Source organism: Streptomyces sp. RK62 (assembly GCF_018070255.1).
GTDB lineage: Bacteria > Actinomycetota > Actinomycetes > Streptomycetales > Streptomycetaceae > Streptomyces > Streptomyces nigra.
This window is the reverse complement of the sequence record NZ_JAGPYD010000003.1, coordinates 1-16,897: the sequence shown is the minus strand read 5'-3', so window position 1 is coordinate 16,897 and position 16,897 is coordinate 1. Positions and strand designations below refer to the sequence as shown.

14 protein-coding genes and 2 pseudogenes are annotated in these 16,897 nt (G+C 71.3%); 8 read left to right on the top strand and 8 right to left on the bottom strand.

Features of this window, described 5'->3' with window-relative positions:
- Positions 1-21: 21 nt before the first annotated feature.
- Together KBY32_RS35795 and KBY32_RS06420 are read right to left on the bottom strand one after the other, a co-directional pair.
- Entirely contained in the window at positions 22-2,334 is a 2,313-nt protein-coding gene (locus KBY32_RS35795) for an alpha/beta fold hydrolase (RefSeq protein WP_308293660.1), read from the bottom strand.
- A 197-nt stretch (positions 2,335-2,531) separates the two neighbouring features.
- Complete coding sequence (locus KBY32_RS06420; RefSeq protein WP_210979180.1) at positions 2,532-3,116, bottom strand: TetR family transcriptional regulator; 585 nt, start codon at positions 3,114-3,116, stop codon at positions 2,532-2,534.
- Between the two features lie 108 nt (positions 3,117-3,224).
- On the opposite strand from KBY32_RS06420, the gene KBY32_RS06415 reads away from it, so the two are divergent.
- Positions 3,225-4,091 (top strand): MBL fold metallo-hydrolase, encoded by an 867-nt coding sequence (locus tag KBY32_RS06415; protein ID WP_210979179.1) that lies wholly within the window; start codon positions 3,225-3,227, stop codon positions 4,089-4,091.
- 82 nt (positions 4,092-4,173) lie between these two features.
- Positions 4,174-4,542: a VOC family protein gene (locus KBY32_RS06410; protein ID WP_210979178.1), complete on the top strand. Its 369-nt coding sequence runs from the start codon at positions 4,174-4,176 to the stop codon at positions 4,540-4,542.
- A 33-nt stretch (positions 4,543-4,575) separates the two neighbouring features.
- On the opposite strand, the gene KBY32_RS06405 is transcribed toward KBY32_RS06410, so the two are convergent.
- Entirely contained in the window at positions 4,576-5,289 is a 714-nt protein-coding gene (locus tag KBY32_RS06405; RefSeq protein WP_210979177.1) for an SDR family oxidoreductase, read from the bottom strand.
- Positions 5,290-5,375: 86 nt separating this feature from the next.
- On the opposite strand from KBY32_RS06405, the gene KBY32_RS06400 reads away from it, so the two are divergent.
- The gene (locus tag KBY32_RS06400; protein ID WP_210979176.1) at positions 5,376-6,185 is read left to right on the top strand and encodes a helix-turn-helix transcriptional regulator; all 810 of its coding nucleotides are present in this window, start codon (positions 5,376-5,378) and stop codon (positions 6,183-6,185) included.
- 98 nt (positions 6,186-6,283) lie between these two features.
- On the opposite strand, the pseudogene KBY32_RS35790 reads toward KBY32_RS06400, so the two are convergent.
- A pseudogene (locus tag KBY32_RS35790) lies at positions 6,284-6,376 on the bottom strand (DUF6233 domain-containing protein); the annotation flags it as partial.
- Between KBY32_RS35790 and KBY32_RS06395 the strand changes: the two are divergent.
- Together KBY32_RS06395 and KBY32_RS06390 are read left to right on the top strand one after the other, a co-directional pair.
- Positions 6,344-6,628, top strand: coding sequence for a hypothetical protein (locus KBY32_RS06395; protein ID WP_159039035.1), 285 nt, complete (start codon positions 6,344-6,346; stop codon positions 6,626-6,628). The pseudogene KBY32_RS35790 and the gene KBY32_RS06395 sit on opposite strands and share 33 nt — an antisense overlap.
- Positions 6,629-6,644: 16 nt before the next feature.
- A complete protein-coding gene (locus KBY32_RS06390) occupies positions 6,645-7,652 on the top strand; it encodes a hypothetical protein (protein ID WP_055619892.1) in 1,008 nt (335 codons plus the stop codon).
- Between the two features lie 68 nt (positions 7,653-7,720).
- Here the strand turns inward: KBY32_RS06390 and KBY32_RS06385 are convergent, their stop codons facing one another.
- Both KBY32_RS06385 and KBY32_RS06380 read right to left on the bottom strand, forming a co-directional pair.
- The gene (locus tag KBY32_RS06385) at positions 7,721-8,077 is read right to left on the bottom strand and encodes a VOC family protein (protein ID WP_234350739.1); all 357 of its coding nucleotides are present in this window, start codon (positions 8,075-8,077) and stop codon (positions 7,721-7,723) included.
- 186 nt (positions 8,078-8,263) lie between these two features.
- On the bottom strand, positions 8,264-11,551 hold the full coding sequence (locus KBY32_RS06380; protein WP_210979175.1) for a GH92 family glycosyl hydrolase: 3,288 nt from the start codon (positions 11,549-11,551) through the stop codon (positions 8,264-8,266).
- Positions 11,552-11,697: 146 nt separating this feature from the next.
- Here KBY32_RS06380 and KBY32_RS06375 point away from each other — a divergent pair.
- Positions 11,698-11,799, top strand: a pseudogene (locus KBY32_RS06375) (oxidoreductase); the annotation flags it as partial.
- 44 nt (positions 11,800-11,843) lie between these two features.
- Here the strand turns inward: KBY32_RS06375 and KBY32_RS06370 are convergent.
- Positions 11,844-12,536 (bottom strand): SDR family NAD(P)-dependent oxidoreductase, encoded by a 693-nt coding sequence (locus KBY32_RS06370; RefSeq protein WP_210979174.1) that lies wholly within the window; start codon positions 12,534-12,536, stop codon positions 11,844-11,846.
- Positions 12,537-12,668: 132 nt separating this feature from the next.
- Positions 12,669-13,343 (bottom strand): hypothetical protein, encoded by a 675-nt coding sequence (locus KBY32_RS06365; protein WP_115506649.1) that lies wholly within the window; start codon positions 13,341-13,343, stop codon positions 12,669-12,671.
- A gap of 163 nt (positions 13,344-13,506) precedes the next feature.
- Here KBY32_RS06365 and KBY32_RS06360 point away from each other — a divergent pair, with 163 nt between their 5' ends.
- Both KBY32_RS06360 and KBY32_RS06355 read left to right on the top strand, forming a co-directional pair.
- Positions 13,507-14,712 (top strand): HupE/UreJ family protein, encoded by a 1,206-nt coding sequence (locus tag KBY32_RS06360; RefSeq protein ID WP_210979173.1) that lies wholly within the window; start codon positions 13,507-13,509, stop codon positions 14,710-14,712.
- Between the two features lie 140 nt (positions 14,713-14,852).
- Positions 14,853-16,811 carry an FN3 domain-containing metallophosphoesterase family protein gene (locus tag KBY32_RS06355; protein WP_210979172.1) on the top strand — a complete coding sequence of 653 codons (1,959 nt, stop codon included), beginning with the start codon at positions 14,853-14,855 and terminating at the stop codon, positions 16,809-16,811.
- The last annotated feature ends 86 nt before the right edge of the window (positions 16,812-16,897 follow it).

Here is a 16,897-nt window from a genome sequence, read left to right as displayed (position 1 = left end):
GTGCGCCTCGTGCCGGTGCCGTCAGGCGGGGAGGATGTTGTGCTGGAAGCGGAAGAGGTTGGCGGGGTCGTAGCGCCGCTTCACCTCGGCCAGCCTGCGGTACCGCTCCGGCCCGAATGCCGCCCGCACACCCTCCTCGTCCCTGGCCTCGTCGGCTGACAGGAAGTTCACCATGCTCCTGTCCGCGGTCCATGGCGCCAGTCCGTCCACGACCTCCGCCAGGTGCTCCCGCAGTTCATCCGCCTGGTGTGCTCCTCCGACCGCGAATCCGACGACCACGAACGGGATACCTCGTACGGACACCGCGTTGGCGACGCGCGGCTCCCGGTCCAGGGCGCCGCCGAGCGAGCGGATCTCGAAATGCGCCAGCCCGCTACCCGATCCGGGGCCGATGAGATCTACCAAGACCTCCGCCGCCTTCCGCGGGAACTCCCGCAGGCTCACGCTCCGTTCGACGTACGGCATCGGGTCCACCGGATCACTGTGGATCTCCCCGAGCGAGGTGATGGGCTTCTCGCCGACCGCGTCCAGCAGGACGGGAGCCGACGCGCGCAGCGGGGCGATGAGCCTCTCAGCGTCGTCCTGCGAACCCAGGTAGCCGATCCGCACGTGCACCACGAAAGCTCCCCGCAGAGGCGGCGGCAACGCCGGCAGGTACGGCAACCGCTGGACGGCCAGCGACGACGTCATCTCCTCCGGAACCGTGGGCACCCACGACCGCCAGGTCTCCAGCACCGGCGCCAGGTCCTCGCCGGAGAAGTAGAGCCCGCCGCCGTAGAAGCGGGCCACCGGGAACACGTCGAACTCGGTCTCGGTCACCACGCCGAAGTTGCCCTTGCCGCCGAGCAGGGCCCAGAACAGGTCCGGTTCGTTGTCCGGCGTCACCGTGCGCAGTTCCCCGTCCGCTGTCACTACGTTCATACGACGCACATGGTCGGCCGCGTATCCGTGGGAGCGCCCGAGCAGCGGGCTGTGCCCACCCCCCAGGGTGTAGCCGACGACCCCGACCTCGGGAGCGGAACCCGCGATCGGGGTGAGACCCACACGCGCGGTGTGCGGCAGCACCTCGCTCCAGCGCAGCCCGGCCTCGGCCCGGACGGTGCGCGCCTCGGGATCCACCGACATGCGCTTCATCCGCTCCGTCGTGATGAGCAGGGCGCCTTCCGCCGACCCGACGAACTGATGCCCCGCGGACTTCACCGCGATCGGCATGCCCTGTCCGGCGGCGAACCGCACCGCCTTGCGGACGTCGGCCTCGCAGGCCGCGGCCACCACAATGGCGGGCTGGAACGCATGGTTCAGATTGAAGGTGGCGCATTCGGCCGCATAGCCGTCCATGCCGGGGAGCAGCACGGGGCCGACGACGTCGCGCAGGTCCTCAGGGACGGCGTCCACAGTACGGAGCTCCGCTCCAGCCCGCGTCGATGCCTGTGCCGACGTCTGTGCCGACGCCACGAACGTGCGCACCGCGCTCGCGAACGCCTCGGGCTCCTCGACGTGGCCCAGATGCCCGCTGTCCTCCAGGACGACGAGCTGGGACCCGGGTATGAGGGCGTGCAGTTCCCGTGCCCACCGTGGGCCGCAGATGATGTCGTGCCGGCCGACCACGACCAGGGTCGGCACCGTCAACTCCGGGAGATGCGCCCGGTCGTCGACGAGGTCGGGTTCTCCGTTCTCGTCCAGGGACGACACGTAGGTGCATGTGAGCGTCTCGCGGAAGTGGCGGAACTCGTCCTCGCGGTCCCAGTACCGTGCGAAGTAGAGCGGCACGAGGCCGCGAAGGGCCGCTGTGATCGTCTCGTCGTCCGTGCAGGCGCCGACATCCTGGAGGGCGGCGAGCGCCGCGGGAAGTTCGGCCTGTCCCTGATGGCGCTGGACGAACTCGCCCACCCGGGCCGCGGCTTCGGCGCCGTGCTCAGGGCCCGTCACCGGAGCGCTGTCGTACAGGACCAGACCGTGGAGCCGGTCCGGGTGGTGCAGGGCGAAGTGCTGTGAGACGAAGCCGCCGTGCGAGTGGCCGAGCAGGAAGACCTGGGGGAGGGCCAGCCGGTCGAGCAGGCCCAGCAGGCTTCGGGTGTAGCGCTCGCGGGTGTAGCCGTGCGGGTGTGACGCGAGACGCCGGGAGCCGCCGGTGCCCAGCGGTTCCACGTACACCATGGTGAGCGACGCCTCGAGGGCCGGGGCCCGCAGGGAGTCCCAGGCGACACCCGGTCCGCCGGGTATGGCCAGGCAGACAGGGCCCGAGCCGTGGACGTGGTAGCGCTGGGTCAGGCCGTCCACGACGACTTCGTGAGGGCCGGGTGCCAGCAGGCCGGCCGTCGTCTCTGTACGCACAGAAATCTCCAGGGGGCTAGGGATCGCCCTGGCGCCCCCTACGTACGGCGGGCGCCGGTGGGGCGGCCGGCTCATTGTGTGTCGCTGAGCGAGGGCACGTCCACGTGATAGATGTCACTAGTAATCTATTTTGGGTGCACGAGTGCATGTACAGGTGCGGCAGCCTGGCGGGGCGGCGGGCGCTCAGGGCTCCGGGATCAGTCGCTTTCCGTCAGTGCCGCGCGGGCGGCGTCGAGGATCTCGTCGGAGATGGGCGTGCCCTTGGTGGCCCGGGCGAGGGTGAGGGCGCCGACCAGGGTGGACAGCCGGGCGAGGCCGTCCTGATCCTCGGTCGCGAGCGCCTCGGCGAAGTCGCGCGCGCCCTGCGCGTACACGCGATGCGCCTCCGAGTCGCCGGTGGCGCGCGCCCGATCGGGGGCGAACCCGGCGAGCGGGCAGCCGTCCGCCGCGTTGTCCCGGTGCTCGGCGGAGAGGTAGACGTCTATCAACTCCTCCTGGGTGAGGCCTTCTTGAGTGGCGGTGTCTCCGGAGTGGGGGTCAGAGTCGGAGCCGGACGCGGGCAAGTACTGCCGCGTGAACTGTTCGAAAGCGTGGGCCGTGGCCTCGTCGACGAGGGTCTCTTTGGAGGCGAACTGCTTGTAGAAGCCGCCGTGGGTGAGGCCGACGGCCTTCATCAGGTCGGCGACGCTGACCTGCGTGCCCTGTTCGCGGAACAGTCGGGAGGCGGTCTCCACGACCCGCTGTCGGTTCTCCTGTGCCTGAGCCTTCGAGGCGCGGCCCATCGGGTACCTCCCGGTAGATGTCGGTTGCCATCCATCGTATCCACTGATTAGATGTTGTATACAATCTAATATCGCCTGTGCTGGATGGACCGATTCGGAGAGACGCCCATGACGACGGAACCCATGACGGAACTGACGTACGACACACTGCTGGCGCGCCGTGAGGGGGTGGTCCGTGACCTTCCGGAGAGCGGCGACGAGGGCTCTGATCTGCGCTGGGTGATGAACTCGGCGACTTTGATCCAGGGTGAACGCGATGCCGTGCTCGTCGACACGTTCACGACGATCGAGCAGAACGAGCAGCTGATCGAGTGGATCAGGGGTCATGGACGGAACCTCACGCACATCTACGTCACCCACGGCCACGGCGACCATCTGTTCGGCATCGGGCAGGTGACCGCGGCGTTCCCCGGAGTGCGGGCCGTCGCGACGGCCGGGACCGTCGCCGGCGCGCGTCTCCAGACCGCGGACGAGTACATCGAGGGGTTCTGGGGCCGGCTCTTCCCCGGGCAGATCCCGGACGCGGTCGTCCCGGACGAGCTGGAGGGCGACCGCATCCTCCTGGAAGGGCACGAGCTGAGGGTGATCGAGACCGGTCACACCGACACGGCCGGCAGCACCGTGCTGTGGGTTCCCGACGCCGGGCTCGTCGTCGCCGGTGATGTCGTCTACAACAACACCCACATGTACCTCGCCGAGACCGACGCCGCCTCGCGCGCCGAGTGGGTGGCCGCGCTGCGCAGGGTCCAGGACCTCGGTGCGGACCACGTCGTCGCCGGTCACAAGCACCCCGACCACGACGACGACCCGGTCATCGTCCAGCAGTCGATCGACTACCTCGCCGACATCGAGAAGACCCTGGCGAGCACGGCCGACGCGGTGGAGTTCTACCGCACGATGCTGGCCCGCCACCCGCATCGCGCCAACCCCGGCTCGCTCTGGGGCGCGGCGAAGACGCTCAAGCTGTCGAAGTGACGTGCGGGTCCGTCGCCCGGACCGCTCATTAGGCTGATCCCGGGCTCCCGTACGGGAGTTCACCGGCGACCTCGGAGGTTTCATGCCCCTGCAGTTGGTTGCGATCACGCTCGACTGCCCCGACCCACTGGCGCTGGCCGCCTTCTATCAGCGGGCCACCGGGCTGGCGTTGCACCCGAGATCCGACGCCGACTTCGCGGGTCTCGAAGGGGAGCACGGGCTCGTCATCGGCTTCCAGCGGGTGGACGACTATCAGGCGCCGAGCTGGCCGGGCCAGGACCAGCCGCAGCAACTGCACCTGTGCTTCCGCATCGGCGACGAGGACCTGGGCGAAGTCGAGGCACGGCTGCGGGAGTTCGGGGCGGGTAAGCCCGATCATCAGCCGCACGGGGACAGGGCCCGGGTCCTCACGGATCCCGTCGGGCACCCCTTCTGTATCAGCGTCGGCTGATCGGGCGGGGCAGGGGCAGCCGGCGGAAAGCACCTACCAGGGCACGGGTGTCCCGTCCCAGGAGAAGAAGCCGCCCGTCGGGCCGTCGGGCGGGAGCAGGGCCAGGTGTACGGCGCCCCGGGCGGCCTCGGCCGGGTCGCCGCCTGTCGCCGCTCTGGGGTTGAGATCGGTGGCCCGCAGGCCGGGGGCGAGCGCGTTGACCTTGAAGCCGTCCTCGGCCAGCGTCTGCGCGTAGAGGACGGTGAGGGCGTTGAGCGCGGCCTTCGAGGAGCGGTACGCGGCACCGGCCCCGTTGCCCGGCGTGAACTGCGGGTTGGGGTGCGTGCTCCACGTCAGGGACCCCGTCCCGCTGGAGACGTTGACGATCCGGGGTTGCGGGGAGCGGCGCAGGGCGGGCAGGAAGGCGTTGGTCACCGTCACCACGCCGTAGACGTTGGTCTCGTAGGTGCGCCGGAACTCCTCGGCGCCGGTGTCGGTGGGCGGGGCGAGCGACGGTGAGATGCCAGCGTTGTTGACCAGGACGTCCAGGCGGTCGATCCGGGACGCGGCCCGTTCGACGGTGCCGGGGTCCGTCACGTCCAGGACGACCGGCCGGGCGGCGGCGCCGATCTCCTCGACGGCCCGCCGTCCGCGTTCCGGGTCGCGGGAGCCGACGTACACGGTGAAACCCTCGGCCGCGAGGAGCAGGGCGATGTGCTTGCCGATGCCCTTGTTGGCACCGGTGACCAGAGCTGTGCGATCGTTCATGACAGCCACGCTGCCCTGGCGGTGGGTGCCCAGCCAGGGACAGGTTGTACCAGGCACGCCGTACCGGGCAGCGCACAGGAGGTGGCATGGCGCGGCAGGAACTCGCCCGCTTCCTGCGGGACCGCCGGGCCGGACTGCTCCCGCACGAGGTCGGGCTCACGGCGACGGGCGGCGTCCGCCGTACGCCGGGTCTGCGGCGCGAGGAGATGGCCGAGCTCGCCCATATGTCCGTCGACTACTACACACGGCTGGAGCAGGCCCGGGGGCCACGGCCCTCGCCCCGGATCCTCGACGGGCTGGCCCACGCCCTGCGCCTCACCCCGGCCGAGCGCAGCCATCTGTTCCGGCTGGCCGGGGCAGACGTACCGCTCGCCCGTACCGCCGTACGACGGGTGCGGCCGCACGTGGCCCGGATGCTGGACCGGCTGCCGCTCACCGCGGCCGTCGTCACCGACGCGGCGTACGGCGTCGTCGCCTGGAACCCGCTGGCCCGGGCGCTGCTCGGCGGCGACCTCGAACGCCGGCCGGCCAATCTGGCCCGGCGCCGCTTCCTGGGGGAGGGGGCGGTGTACACGGACTCCGGTGCCGAGGAGTTCGGGCACATCGTCGTGGCACGGCTGCGCCGGGCCGCCGACCGCTACCCGGACGACCCGGCGCTGACGGCCCTGCTCGCCGAACTGCACGCAGGGAGCGAGGAGTTCCGGCGGATCTGGCGGACGCGTCCCGTGCACGCGCCCGGCCACCGCACGAAGACCTTCGAACACCCCGAGGCCGGTCGGCTCCGGCTGAACTGCGACGTGCTGCTCGTGCCCGAGGACGACCAGGAGGTCGTTCTCATCACCGGCGATCCCGGGTCGCCCACCACGCGCGCCCTGCGCGAACTGGCGGGGCAGTGATCCGAGCGCGGCCGGTGGGGTGGCTCTAAGTCGATGATGTGCAGTCGGGCGGCCGGCCGGCAGTGGCTGCAGCCCTCCAGGCCGGTCGCGAGCAGCCGGCGCGCCTCGTCCCGGCTCACCGCCCGGCGCCGTTCGCCCGCCATGTGGCAGTCGCCGGCATGGACCTGGACGGGGGAGCGGTCGGCGCCGATGCCGAGCTCGACGATCCACTCCGGGGGCCGGGGGCGGCGCCGCCGGCCGTTCTCCTCCTCGGCCTGGCGCCGCTGCAGCGCCGCGATCTTGGCATCGATGCGCTGGACCCACAGGGCGTGCCAGACGCGCAGCGTGCGCAGTCGGTCCAGGTCGGGCGGCAGGTCGTCGAACACATTTTTGATTCTAAGCTCAAGATCCACCCGGCGCGCCCTCGCGTGTTCGATTATTTGTTCGATACCGTGAAGGGGTGAGTGCGGGAGGTGGGACATGACGACGGACGGACCGGCGCGCAGGATCTCGACGGTGATGCACGTGCGGTGCCCGGACCGGCTGGGGGAGGAGACATACCGGCGGGTACTGGAGGAACTGTCCGAGCTGTCACCCGTCGTACAGGCCCTGCCGCCCTCCGCGGCCCTGGTCGAACTGAAGGGCGCCCTGCGCTACCACGGCACCGACACCCGGCGCCTCGGCGAGGTCCTGCGGGTGCGCACCCTCTCCCGCCTGGGCGTGGACGTCCGGGTCGGCATCGGACCGTCGATCACCGTCGCGGCCACCGCCTCCGCGCAGGTCCCCGCACCCGGCGGAGTCCTGGCCGTCGGCCCCGACGAGGTCACCGACTGGCTCGGCCCACTGCCGGTCGACGCCCTGCACGGCATCGGCCCCCGGCAGGCGGAGGCACTGCGCGCGTACGGCATCCACAACGTCGGCCTGCTCGCCACCGTGCCGCCCGCCACGGTGCAGCGCCTGCTGGGCGGCCGGGCGGGCCGTACGGCGACCGACAGGGCGCGCGGCGTCGACCCGCGCCCCGTCGTCCCCCGCGCCCTGCCCCCGACGGCGTCCGTCCGGCACACCTTCCCCCGGCACGCCCTGGACGGCGCCACCGTCCGCGCCGCCCTCCTCGACCTGGTCGTCCAGCTCGGTCTGCTGCTGCGCCGCAGGGACCAGGCCGCCCGCGCGCTCACCCTGAAGCTGTCGTTCGCCGGAGGCGGCGGCTGGGAGCGGACCCGCCGCCTCCCTGAGGCGTCCGCGCACGACGACGATCTGCGGGCGATGGCCTACCAGCTGATGGACGCCGCCGGCCTCCAGCGCGGCCGGCTCACCGGCCTCACCCTCAAGGGCACGGATCTCGTCGGCGCCGACCAGGTCGCCCAGCAGATCAGCCTGGACGAGGCCCGCGAGGCACGGCTGGTCGCCGAGGACGCCGTCGACCGCGTCCGGGACAAGTTCGGCCCGGGCGTCATAGGCCCGGCCGCGGTCTTCCGCCGCGCTTCCTGAATCGGAAGCGACGAGGCCCCTCGGTCACGAGGCGGGCGAGGCCGTCGTGACCGGTCCGGCCGAATGCTTCAGCGGTGGCTCAGTACGTTGATCACCCGGCCGTTCGGGTCGCGGACGAAGAAGCGCCGTACGCCCCACTCCTCGTCCTGCAGCGGGTGGACGATCTCCGCGCCGCTCTCGCGCATCGCGGCGTAGGCCGCGTCCACGTCGTCGACCTCGATGCTCGCGTCGGGCGTGACCGGGGCCGTCTTGTCGCTCGTCATGACGCTGATCTGGGCCGCCGGAGTGGAGGGGGAGGCCAGCGTCATGATCCAGCCGTGGTTCATGACCTCCTCGAAGCCCAAGAGGCCGTAGAAGTCCCGGCTCTCCTCCAGGGCCTCCGACCGGATGATGGGCATGACACGGCGGACGGACGGCGAGGACATGGGCGCCTCCTGAGGGTCGGCGGCGAAAACTCCGGACCGTCCAGGGGTACTACAGACCGTCTCGCCGCCGCACACCTTTCCCGCTCGCCCGGGTGTGCCGTGTCCGCCGCCCGGGAGACAGCCGTACGCCCACCCCGGCGGCCGTCACGGCGCCGCCGGGGTGGGCGTGGGGAGGGACCGGGCCGCCTAACCGAGCGTCAGCGCATAGATCTGCACCCGCGCATCGTTCGGCAGCCCCACGGAACGCACCGTCTTCGAGCCGTCCAGCTTCGCCGACGTCCCGAACAGGCGTACCGGCGGGCCGTCGACGCCCTGGCCGTGCTTGATGCGGTGGGGCATCTCCAGAACGACGGTGCTGCCCTGCGGGGTCGATCCGGCCCAGTCGCCGACGGTCACCGGTACCTCGGCGGTGCTGCCGTCGGTGTAGCGGACGGTCAGGGCCGTGGACACCGGGCCGTGGTGGGACGCGGCGACCAGCCGCAGGTTGCCGTACGAGCCGGCCGGGAGCAGCATGGCCTGGCCGCGGGTCTCCACGAAGTTCGCGGCCGTACCCGACGGGTCGGGCGCGTCGTAGGTGACGCCGTCCCAGACGACCGGACCCGCCTTCGGCAGCAGGGCGGCGTCGTAGCTCCAGCCCCCGCCGTCGAAGTCGCCCTCGTCGGGCGCGGCGACGGTCGCCGTGCCGTCGTGGTTCGCCTCATCCGACAGGTCGACGGCGCAGACGTCCTCGACGCCCGTGGCACACTTCGCCGCCGCGCGGACCTCGACGGTCGCCGTGCGCTCCACGGCCTTCACGCCCTTCGCGGCCGCCGTGATCCGCACCGAGTACGTACCCGGCGCGGTGCCGGCCGGCACGCCCACCTCCACCGTCGCCGTGCGCTGGACCGGAAGCCGGTGCGAGGCGAGCGAGAAGGCCGGGGGCGTCTTCACGGTCCAGCCCTTCGGGGCCTTCGCGTCGACGTCCACGCGCAGCGTGCCGGGGGACTGGCCCAGCACGTCGAACTGGAGGCGGACGCTCTGGGTGCTGTCCGCCGTCGGGACGACGTCCGCGCTGGTGCGCAGCGAAGCGTCGAGGTGCCTGCGGGAGTCGGCCGCCGCGCGGTTCACGGACGGCGGCTCGGCGCCTTTGCCGGTGCCCCAGGCCGACGGCTTGTCGCCCATGTCGAAGGTGAGCCGCCCGCCCTCGGCGACCGCGTCCCAGTCCAGCCAGGTGGCGCGCAGGTCCTTCCCGTCGAACCGCGCCCGCTGCACATACCGCCGGGTGTCGCTCGCGCCGGGCGCCTTCACGGTCAGGGTGCCGCCCTGCCGCTTCCCGTAGGCGCCGATGCGGATCTCCGCCGACGGGAACTGCGGGGAGGACACGGCGAGGTAGTCGCCGCCGTTCGTCACCGGGTAGAGGCCCAGCGAGGAGAAGACGTACCAGGCGGACATCGTGCCCAGGTCGTCGTTGCCGGTCATGCCGTCCGGGCCGTCGGTGAAGAGGGTCATCGCGGCGCGGACCACGGTGGCCGTCTTCCCGGGCGCACCCGCCCACAGATACATGTACGGGGCGTGCAGGTCGGGCTCGTTGTTCGGGTTGTACGTCGGCTTGCCGTAGTAGTCGTACGGCGCCGAGATCCAGTCCTCGCGGGCGGTCCTGGCCGGGTCCGCGAGCAGCTTGTCGTAGGCGAAGAAGGAGTCGAGCCGCTTCTCGGTGGCCTTCCTGCCGCCCATCAGCGACACCAGTCCGGCCGGGTCCTGGGGCACCAGCCACTGGTACTGGTAGGCGCCGCCCTCGTGGAACTGGTGGCCGGCCTCGACCGGGTCGTACGGGGTCAGCCAGGTGCCGTCCTTCGTGCGCGGCCGGAACTGCCCGATGTTCGAGTCCCACAGGTTGCTGTACCACTGGCCGCGCGCCGCGAACATCCGGGCGTCCGCGGTGTGTCCGAGGGCCTTGGCCATCAGGGCCAGCGACGCGTCCGCAGCCGCGTACTCCAGGGTCGCCGACGCGGGATGGACGCAGTCGTTGTCACCGCCCTTGTGCGCGCAGTCCTTGCCGAGCTCCAGCCCGCTGGGGACATAGCCGCGCTCCTGGTAGGCGGCCACGCCGGAGCGGCCGTTGTAGGGGGAGTCGTCCGGCGGGGTGCTCGTGGCGTTCTTCCGCAGGAGTGCGTACGCCTCCTTCTCGTACCCCTTCAGCAGGCCCTTGGACCATGCCTCGACCAGGAACGGGGTGACCGGGTCGCCGGTCATGATGTTGGTCTCGCTGTTGGCCAGCGACCAGCGCGGCAGCCAGCCGCCGTCCCGCCCGATCGCGACGACCGACAGCGCCACGTCCCGGGCCACCTTCGGCTGCAGCATCTGCAACAGCTGGTTCTGCGGACGGTGCGTGTCCCACAGCGACAGATTCTGGTACGGCGTGAAGCCCGACGCCGTATGGGTCTTGCCGTCGAAGCCCGCGTACCGGCCGTCGACGTCACCGGCGAGGTTCGGGTGCAGCTGCGCGTGGTACAGCGCGCTGTAGAAGGCCCGTTGCCGCTCCTCGGGGCCGCCGGTGACCCGGACCGCCTCCAACTGCCGCTCCCACGTGGAGTGCAGGGCCTTCCGGGTGGCGTCGAAGTCGTACGAGTCGCCCGTCTCCGCCTTCAGATTCTTGCGGGCGCCCTCGAGGCCCGTGTACGACAGTCCCACCTTGACGACGACGTCCCGGTCGGTGGCCGCGTCGAAGGTCACCCAGGCGCCGTTGCCGCCCTCACCGGCGGCGTCGCGCTCACCGGGCGCCGGAGTGCTGCCGCGCCAGGTGCCGTGCGACGCGAACGGCCGGTCGAAGGTCGCCGTGAAGTAGACGGTGTGCCGGTCCTTGCCCGCGCAGAAGTTGCCCGCCTCGACCCGGCCCTCGACGGTGCGGTCACCGACGACGTGCACCTCCGAGCCGTACACCCGCTGGTTGGCCTTGCCCGTGTTGAACAGGACGTTGGCACGGCCGGTCGACGGGAAGGTGTACCGCTGCCATCCGGTGCGCTCCGTGGCGGTCAGCTCGGCGTCGATGTCGTACGTCTTCAACCCGACGCGGTAGTAGCCGGGTTCGGCGTCCTCGTCGTCGTGCGAGTACGACGAGCGGTAGGCGTCGGCGTCGACCCGGTCCACGGCCCCGGTCGTCGGCATCAGGGGCAGCTCGCCCATGACGGAGCAGCCGACGCCGGAGAGATGCGTCTGGCTGAAGCCGTAGATCTTGTCCTGCTGGTAGTCGTAGCCGCCCTGGCCGCCGGTGTCCGGGCTGACCTGGACCATGCCGAACGGGGCGCTCGCGCCGGGGAAGGTGTTGCCGAAGTTCTGGGTGCCGATGAACGGGTTGACCAGCGAAGTCAACGGGGCGGTGTCCGCACGGTCCTGGGCGACGGCCGGCGCCGGGCTCAGGGCGGCGCCGGTGACGAGCAGCGCGGCGAGCACGGTCGACGCGCGCTCACGCAGTCGATGGTGCAGGGGTCTGTGCATGGAAGCGGTCTCCTGTTCCTCGGCCACGTCCTTCACGTCGAAGTCACCTGTCGTTGCGCGCGCTTGACAGGCGATCAGTGGCACCCGACTGGATCGGAGGGGACTAGATCACGCCCCTGACATCGTTGTCAATGGTTCTGGCAGAGATGATGCCGTCGGCCGTCGCGTCGGCCATCGGATACGCCATCGAGCGGCCCGACGGCGTCGACGTCGGCGAGATCGTCGTCCGGCCGACCGTGCAGGCCTGATCACCCGGCCCCATCACGCCAGCCTGATCACGTCGGCCGGGGGCTCACCAGGGGAGTTCGCCGGACCGGTCGACGAACCGTCCCGTCGGGCCGTCCGCGCCGATCGTAGCGAGGGCCACGATGGACTCGGCGCCCTCGGCCACCGAGTGCCCGACACCGCCGGTGAAGTCGGTGGCGGTCTGGCCGGGGTCGGCCGCGTTGACCCTGATGTCCTTGAGCTCCTTGGCGTACTGCGTGGTGAGCATGGTGACCGCGGCCTTCGACGCGCTGTAGAGCGGCAGGGCGTACCGCGACTCGACCCGGTCCGGGTCCTGCGTCAGGCCGAAGGAGCCCATGCCGCTGGACACGTTGACGATGACGGGGTTCGGCGAGGTGCGCAGCAACGGCAGGAACGCGTGGGTGACCCGGACGATCCCGACGACGTTGACCTCCAGCACCTCCCTCATGTCCGCCGCCGTGAACTCCTCGACAGGGCCCACCCGGCCGAGGACCCCGGCGTTGTTGATCAGGATGTCGATGCCGCCCTCGTGCGCGGCGACATCGGCGACGGCGGCGTCCACCGAGGTGTCGTCCGTGACGTCGATCCGGACGAACCGTGCGCCGACCGACGCGGCGGCGGCCCGGCCGCGCTCCGGGTCGCGGGCGCCGACGAGGACCGTGTGTCCCGCCTCGACGAGACGGCGGGCGGTCTCCAGACCGAGGGACTTGTTGGCTCCGGTGATGAACGTCGTGGGCATGCTGGTTCCTCCGCTTCGGGCCGGCACGGTGGTGCCGGGTCACGGAGTCGATCCTGCGGTTCCGGGAGCGCCGCAGGAAGCCACGGCTTTTCCTGGTACAGCGCGTACCACCCTCGCCGCCCGCCGGAGGCTCTACGCCACGTCGTCCAGCCAGAGCACGATCCCGGTCAGGTCGCTGAGCACGGCCGCCACGCCCGCCCTGACGGCGGCGGCGCAGCGTGCGGCGGTGAACGAGCGGGCGTCGTACGCCGACGACATGCCGAGCCCCTCGCCGCGGAAGGACGCCCCGGTCCAGTCGGCGGCCGTGACGTTCTCCGTCGGCTCGGCCAACTCCGCGCCTACGACGAGGAAATGCTGGGCGAGATGGCTGGGGCTGATCGCGGCGAGCGGGTCCACCAGGTCGTTGCCCGCCGTGACGACGAGGTCCGGGCCCATGTCCATGGCCCGTGTGAGGGCGGCGATATGGCGGCTGGGATCGTCCGCGGTCACCGTGCGCAGGTCGACGTCCTCCTCCCGCGCCCAGTCCCGTACGGCGGTCACGAGTGCGGTCGTCGGCCGGTCGTGTCCGGCGGTCACCAGGACCACCCGGTAGCCCGCCGGGGGGTGGACGTCGTTCCAGGAGCCCGGCCGCGGAGTCACGGTCGCCTCCGGGGTGGGGGAGGCGGACGGGTCGACGAAGCCGGGGCCGAGGGCGCCGACGGGCGTGGGGGAGGCGTGCGGCTCCGACCAGGCGTCGGCGGAGCTGCAACCGGTGACCAGTGCGGCGACCGCCGCCAGCGCGGCGGCGGCCCGAAGCGGTGAACGCAAGACGATCGTCCCTCGGAGCAGTGACGGATGGTGCGGCGTTCATCCTGCGCTGTCCGACGCCCACGTGGACGCCGAGGAGGGCTTGTTGTCCGAGGCTTCGCCGGGGCGACCCGCGCTGTTCATCCACGGCACGCACGGTGCTCCGGAAACCTGAAGGAGCACCATGTCACAGCGGGTTCGCCGCATTCTCATCGCCCTGTGCGCGGCCGTCGTCGCGGTCGTCGGCACCGCCGGGCCGGGCCACGCGCACGGCTTCGCCTCCACCGTCCACGCCGACGTCTCCGCCCACGACCCGGGCCGGCCGCACACCACCGTGGAGCTCGAGTACGACCTCCTCGTCGTGTCCGCGGCCGACGCCGCCCACGACGACGCCCTCTTCCGGCAGGGCACCGTTGCCTTCGAGACCGGTGACGCCCGCGACCGGGCCGCCGTGCTCGACGCGCACGCCGACGCCGTGACCGGCTATGTCACCGACCGCTTCTCGCTCTCCTCCGGCGGCCGGCCCTGCACCCCGCGCCGGCACGGCGGGTTCACGATGAGCCGCCGCGACGGCGCCCCCTACGCCGTCCTCGGGCTCGACTGGACCTGCGCGGACGGCGACGCCGCGCTGGAGGTACGCAGCACGCTGTTCCCCGACGCGGAGCGGTATGTGAAGGGCACCAAGACCATCGTCACCTACGCGGTCGACGGGCTCGTGGGCAGCGCCGCACTCGACGCCGCGCACCCGTCCTTCCTGATCGACCAGAGCTGGTACCAGCGGTTCTGGGAGTTCTTCCGGCTGGGCGCGGAGCATCTGCTCACCGGCATCGACCACATCCTCTTCCTGCTGGCGCTCATCGTCGGCTCGCGCACGCCCCGCGAAGTCGTGCTCGCCGCCACGACGTTCACGCTGGCCCACTCGGTCACCTTCCTGCTGGCGGCCCTCGGGCTCGTGGAGGTCCCGGCCTCCGTCGTGGAGCCCGTCATCGCCCTGTCCATCGCCGTCGTCGCGGGCTGGCACCTGTGGCGGCTCGCCCGGCATCGCGACCCGGCCGGGGAACCGGAGGGACGGGTGGGGCACTTCCAGTTGGACCGGGCGGGCTGGACCCGGCTGGGCGTCGTGTTCTGCTTCGGGCTCGTCCACGGCCTGGGGTTCGCCGGGGCGCTGGGCATCGAGGCGGCGTGGTCCTGGACCCTGCTGTGGTCGCTGCTCGTGTTCAACCTCGGTATCGAGGCAGTGCAGTTGGCGATCGTCGGGCTGCTCTTCCCCGCGCTGGCCGTCCTCCGGCGCAGGGCCCCGCGCGCCGGACGCCGGGCGACGGGACTGGTCGCGGCGGGTGTGGCCGTCATGGGGCTGACCTGGTTCGCACAGCGGATCACCGGTGCCTGAGGGGCTGTCGGCGGGACGCCCCTGTTTGGTGGGACGTTCAACCAACTCGGCCGGATCGTTTGCCTCCGATTCATGCCGTCCAGTGATCGTACAGATCTCCAATCCGTGCATTCATGCATGCATAAGGAACGAAAGAACCCATGAGATCGAGCAGTAGAACGACGCAGAGCGACAGCCCCGTCAGACGCCGTGTCGCCGGCGGTGCCGCCACGGCCGTGCTGGGGCTGACCATGGCACTCGGCGGCAGCGGTGTGGCCCCGGCCGCCGCGGCCGACTCCCCCGGCGTGTCCGGCGTCATCCTCGGCGTCGGCGCCGACGAGACCCAGCGCATCGTCACCTGGTACTCCACGGCCGACACCCCGCAGCAGCTCCAGGTCGCCCCCACCGCCACCCTGAACAATGGCCAGTTCCCGGCCGACGCGGCCACGTTCGCCGCCACCGGCGGCGCCAACATCGCCTCCAGCGGCGGCTACAACCGGCACGCCACGATCACGGGCCTCAAGGAGAACGTGGCCTACTCCTACCGGGTGGGCGGCGAGGGCGACTGGTCCCCGACGTACACCTTCAAGACCCGGGACTTCGAAGGCGACTACGACTTCCTGTTCCTCGGCGACCCCCAGATCGGCTCCAGCGGCGACGCGCAGAAGGACGGCGCCGGCTGGGCCGACACCCTGAAGGTGGCGACCGAGGCCAACCCCGACGCCGAACTGCTCGTATCGGGCGGCGACCACGTCGAGAGCGCCAACGACGAGAAGCAGTGGCAGTCGTTCCTCGCCCCCGACCAGCTCCGCCAGGTCCCGCTCGCCGCCACCATCGGCAACCACGACGTCGGCGGCAAGTCCTACGAGCAGCACCACTTCACGCCCAACACCGACAAGTCCGAGGCGTACTACGACAAGGACGCGGCGACCCGGTCCGGCGGCGACTACTGGTTCATCCACAAGGACGTGCTGTTCATCGACATCAACAGCAACGCCCAGAGCGACACCAAGGACGCCCAGCACGTCGGCTACATCACCGACGTCATCAAGAAGCACGGCTCGGAAGCCAAGTGGAAGGTGCTGGTCTACCACCACTCCATCTACTCGCCCGCCAGCCACTCCTACGACCAGGGCAACAAGGACCGCCGCAAGGACTTCACGACGGCCTTCTCCGACCTCGGCATCGACATGGTGCTCCAGGGCCACGACCACAGCTACTCCCGCAGCTACGCCATCAAGAACGGGCAGAAGGCGAACCCGGAGGAGAAGCCCGGCCAGGCCGAGGTCTACCCGGGCCCCGGCGGCGTCATCTACGTGACGGCCAACTCGGCCTCGGGGTCGAAGTACTACGACCTCAAGAAGCCCGACGACTCCGGCACCGGCGTCCAGGGCAACGGCCCCGACCCGCTGAACCCGGACAACTTCTGGTTCAACTCGGTCGAGAACCAGGAGCACGTCCGCTCCTACGTCCGCGTCAAGGTCAGGTCCGACAAGCTCGTCCTGGAGAACCTGCGCTCCGGCACCTGCGCCACGCCGAACCCATCCGTCGACAACGGCAACGTCCCCTGCGCGACGCCCGGTCAGCCGGTCGGCTCCGTCGTCGACAAGGTCACCGTCCACCCGTACAACGGCGACGGCCAGTCTCTCCAGGTCGACGTCCCGGACGCCGCCCCCGGCGAGTTCGGCTGGACCATCGACGGCTACAACGGCCTGGTGGACCTCGGCACCGCCAAGGAGACCGACGGCAACCACTTCGAGGCCGCCGGCAAGATCAACCCCCTCCGGGTGACCGACAGCCGCCGCTCGCTCGCCCCCTGGTCGATCTCGGCCGACGTGAGCGAGTTCAAGGACGCCGGAAAGAAGTTCTCCGGCTCCTACCTCGGCTGGAAGCCGTACGTCCTCAACGGCGGAGCGGGCGCCACGGCCGCCTCGGCGGTGGTCTCCGGCTACGACGACCAGGGCGCGGGCCTGTCCGTCTCGCGGGGCCTCGCCTCCGCCGGGCAGGGCCATCCGCGCGGCGACGCCCGGCTGGGCGCCGACCTCGATCTGAAGATCCCGGACAGCGTCGCGAAGGGCTCGTACCGCGCGACCCTCACGATCACCGCGCTCAGCAGCTGACCGGACCACCCTCACCCTGCCGCCGCGCCGAGCGGGGCGGCAGGACCGTTCCACCGGCGTGGCAGGGGTGCCTGCGGGACCCCTGC

Coding starts and splice junctions, on each gene's coding strand:
- KBY32_RS06385 (WP_234350739.1), bottom strand. CDS start 8,077: ATGTCCTCGCCGTCCGTCCGCCGTGTCATGCCCATCATCCGGTCGGAG.
- KBY32_RS06410 (WP_210979178.1), top strand. CDS start 4,174: ATGCCCCTGCAGTTGGTTGCGATCACGCTCGACTGCCCCGACCCACTG.
- KBY32_RS06360 (WP_210979173.1), top strand. CDS start 13,507: ATGTCACAGCGGGTTCGCCGCATTCTCATCGCCCTGTGCGCGGCCGTC.
- KBY32_RS06405 (WP_210979177.1), bottom strand. CDS start 5,289: ATGAACGATCGCACAGCTCTGGTCACCGGTGCCAACAAGGGCATCGGC.
- KBY32_RS06420 (WP_210979180.1), bottom strand. CDS start 3,116: ATGGGCCGCGCCTCGAAGGCTCAGGCACAGGAGAACCGACAGCGGGTC.
- KBY32_RS06395 (WP_159039035.1), top strand. CDS start 6,344: ATGGACCTGGACGGGGGAGCGGTCGGCGCCGATGCCGAGCTCGACGAT.
- KBY32_RS06400 (WP_210979176.1), top strand. CDS start 5,376: ATGGCGCGGCAGGAACTCGCCCGCTTCCTGCGGGACCGCCGGGCCGGA.
- KBY32_RS06370 (WP_210979174.1), bottom strand. CDS start 12,536: ATGCCCACGACGTTCATCACCGGAGCCAACAAGTCCCTCGGTCTGGAG.
- KBY32_RS06355 (WP_210979172.1), top strand. CDS start 14,853: ATGAGATCGAGCAGTAGAACGACGCAGAGCGACAGCCCCGTCAGACGC.
- KBY32_RS06390 (WP_055619892.1), top strand. CDS start 6,645: ATGACGACGGACGGACCGGCGCGCAGGATCTCGACGGTGATGCACGTG.
- KBY32_RS06380 (WP_210979175.1), bottom strand. CDS start 11,551: ATGCACAGACCCCTGCACCATCGACTGCGTGAGCGCGCGTCGACCGTG.
- KBY32_RS06415 (WP_210979179.1), top strand. CDS start 3,225: ATGACGACGGAACCCATGACGGAACTGACGTACGACACACTGCTGGCG.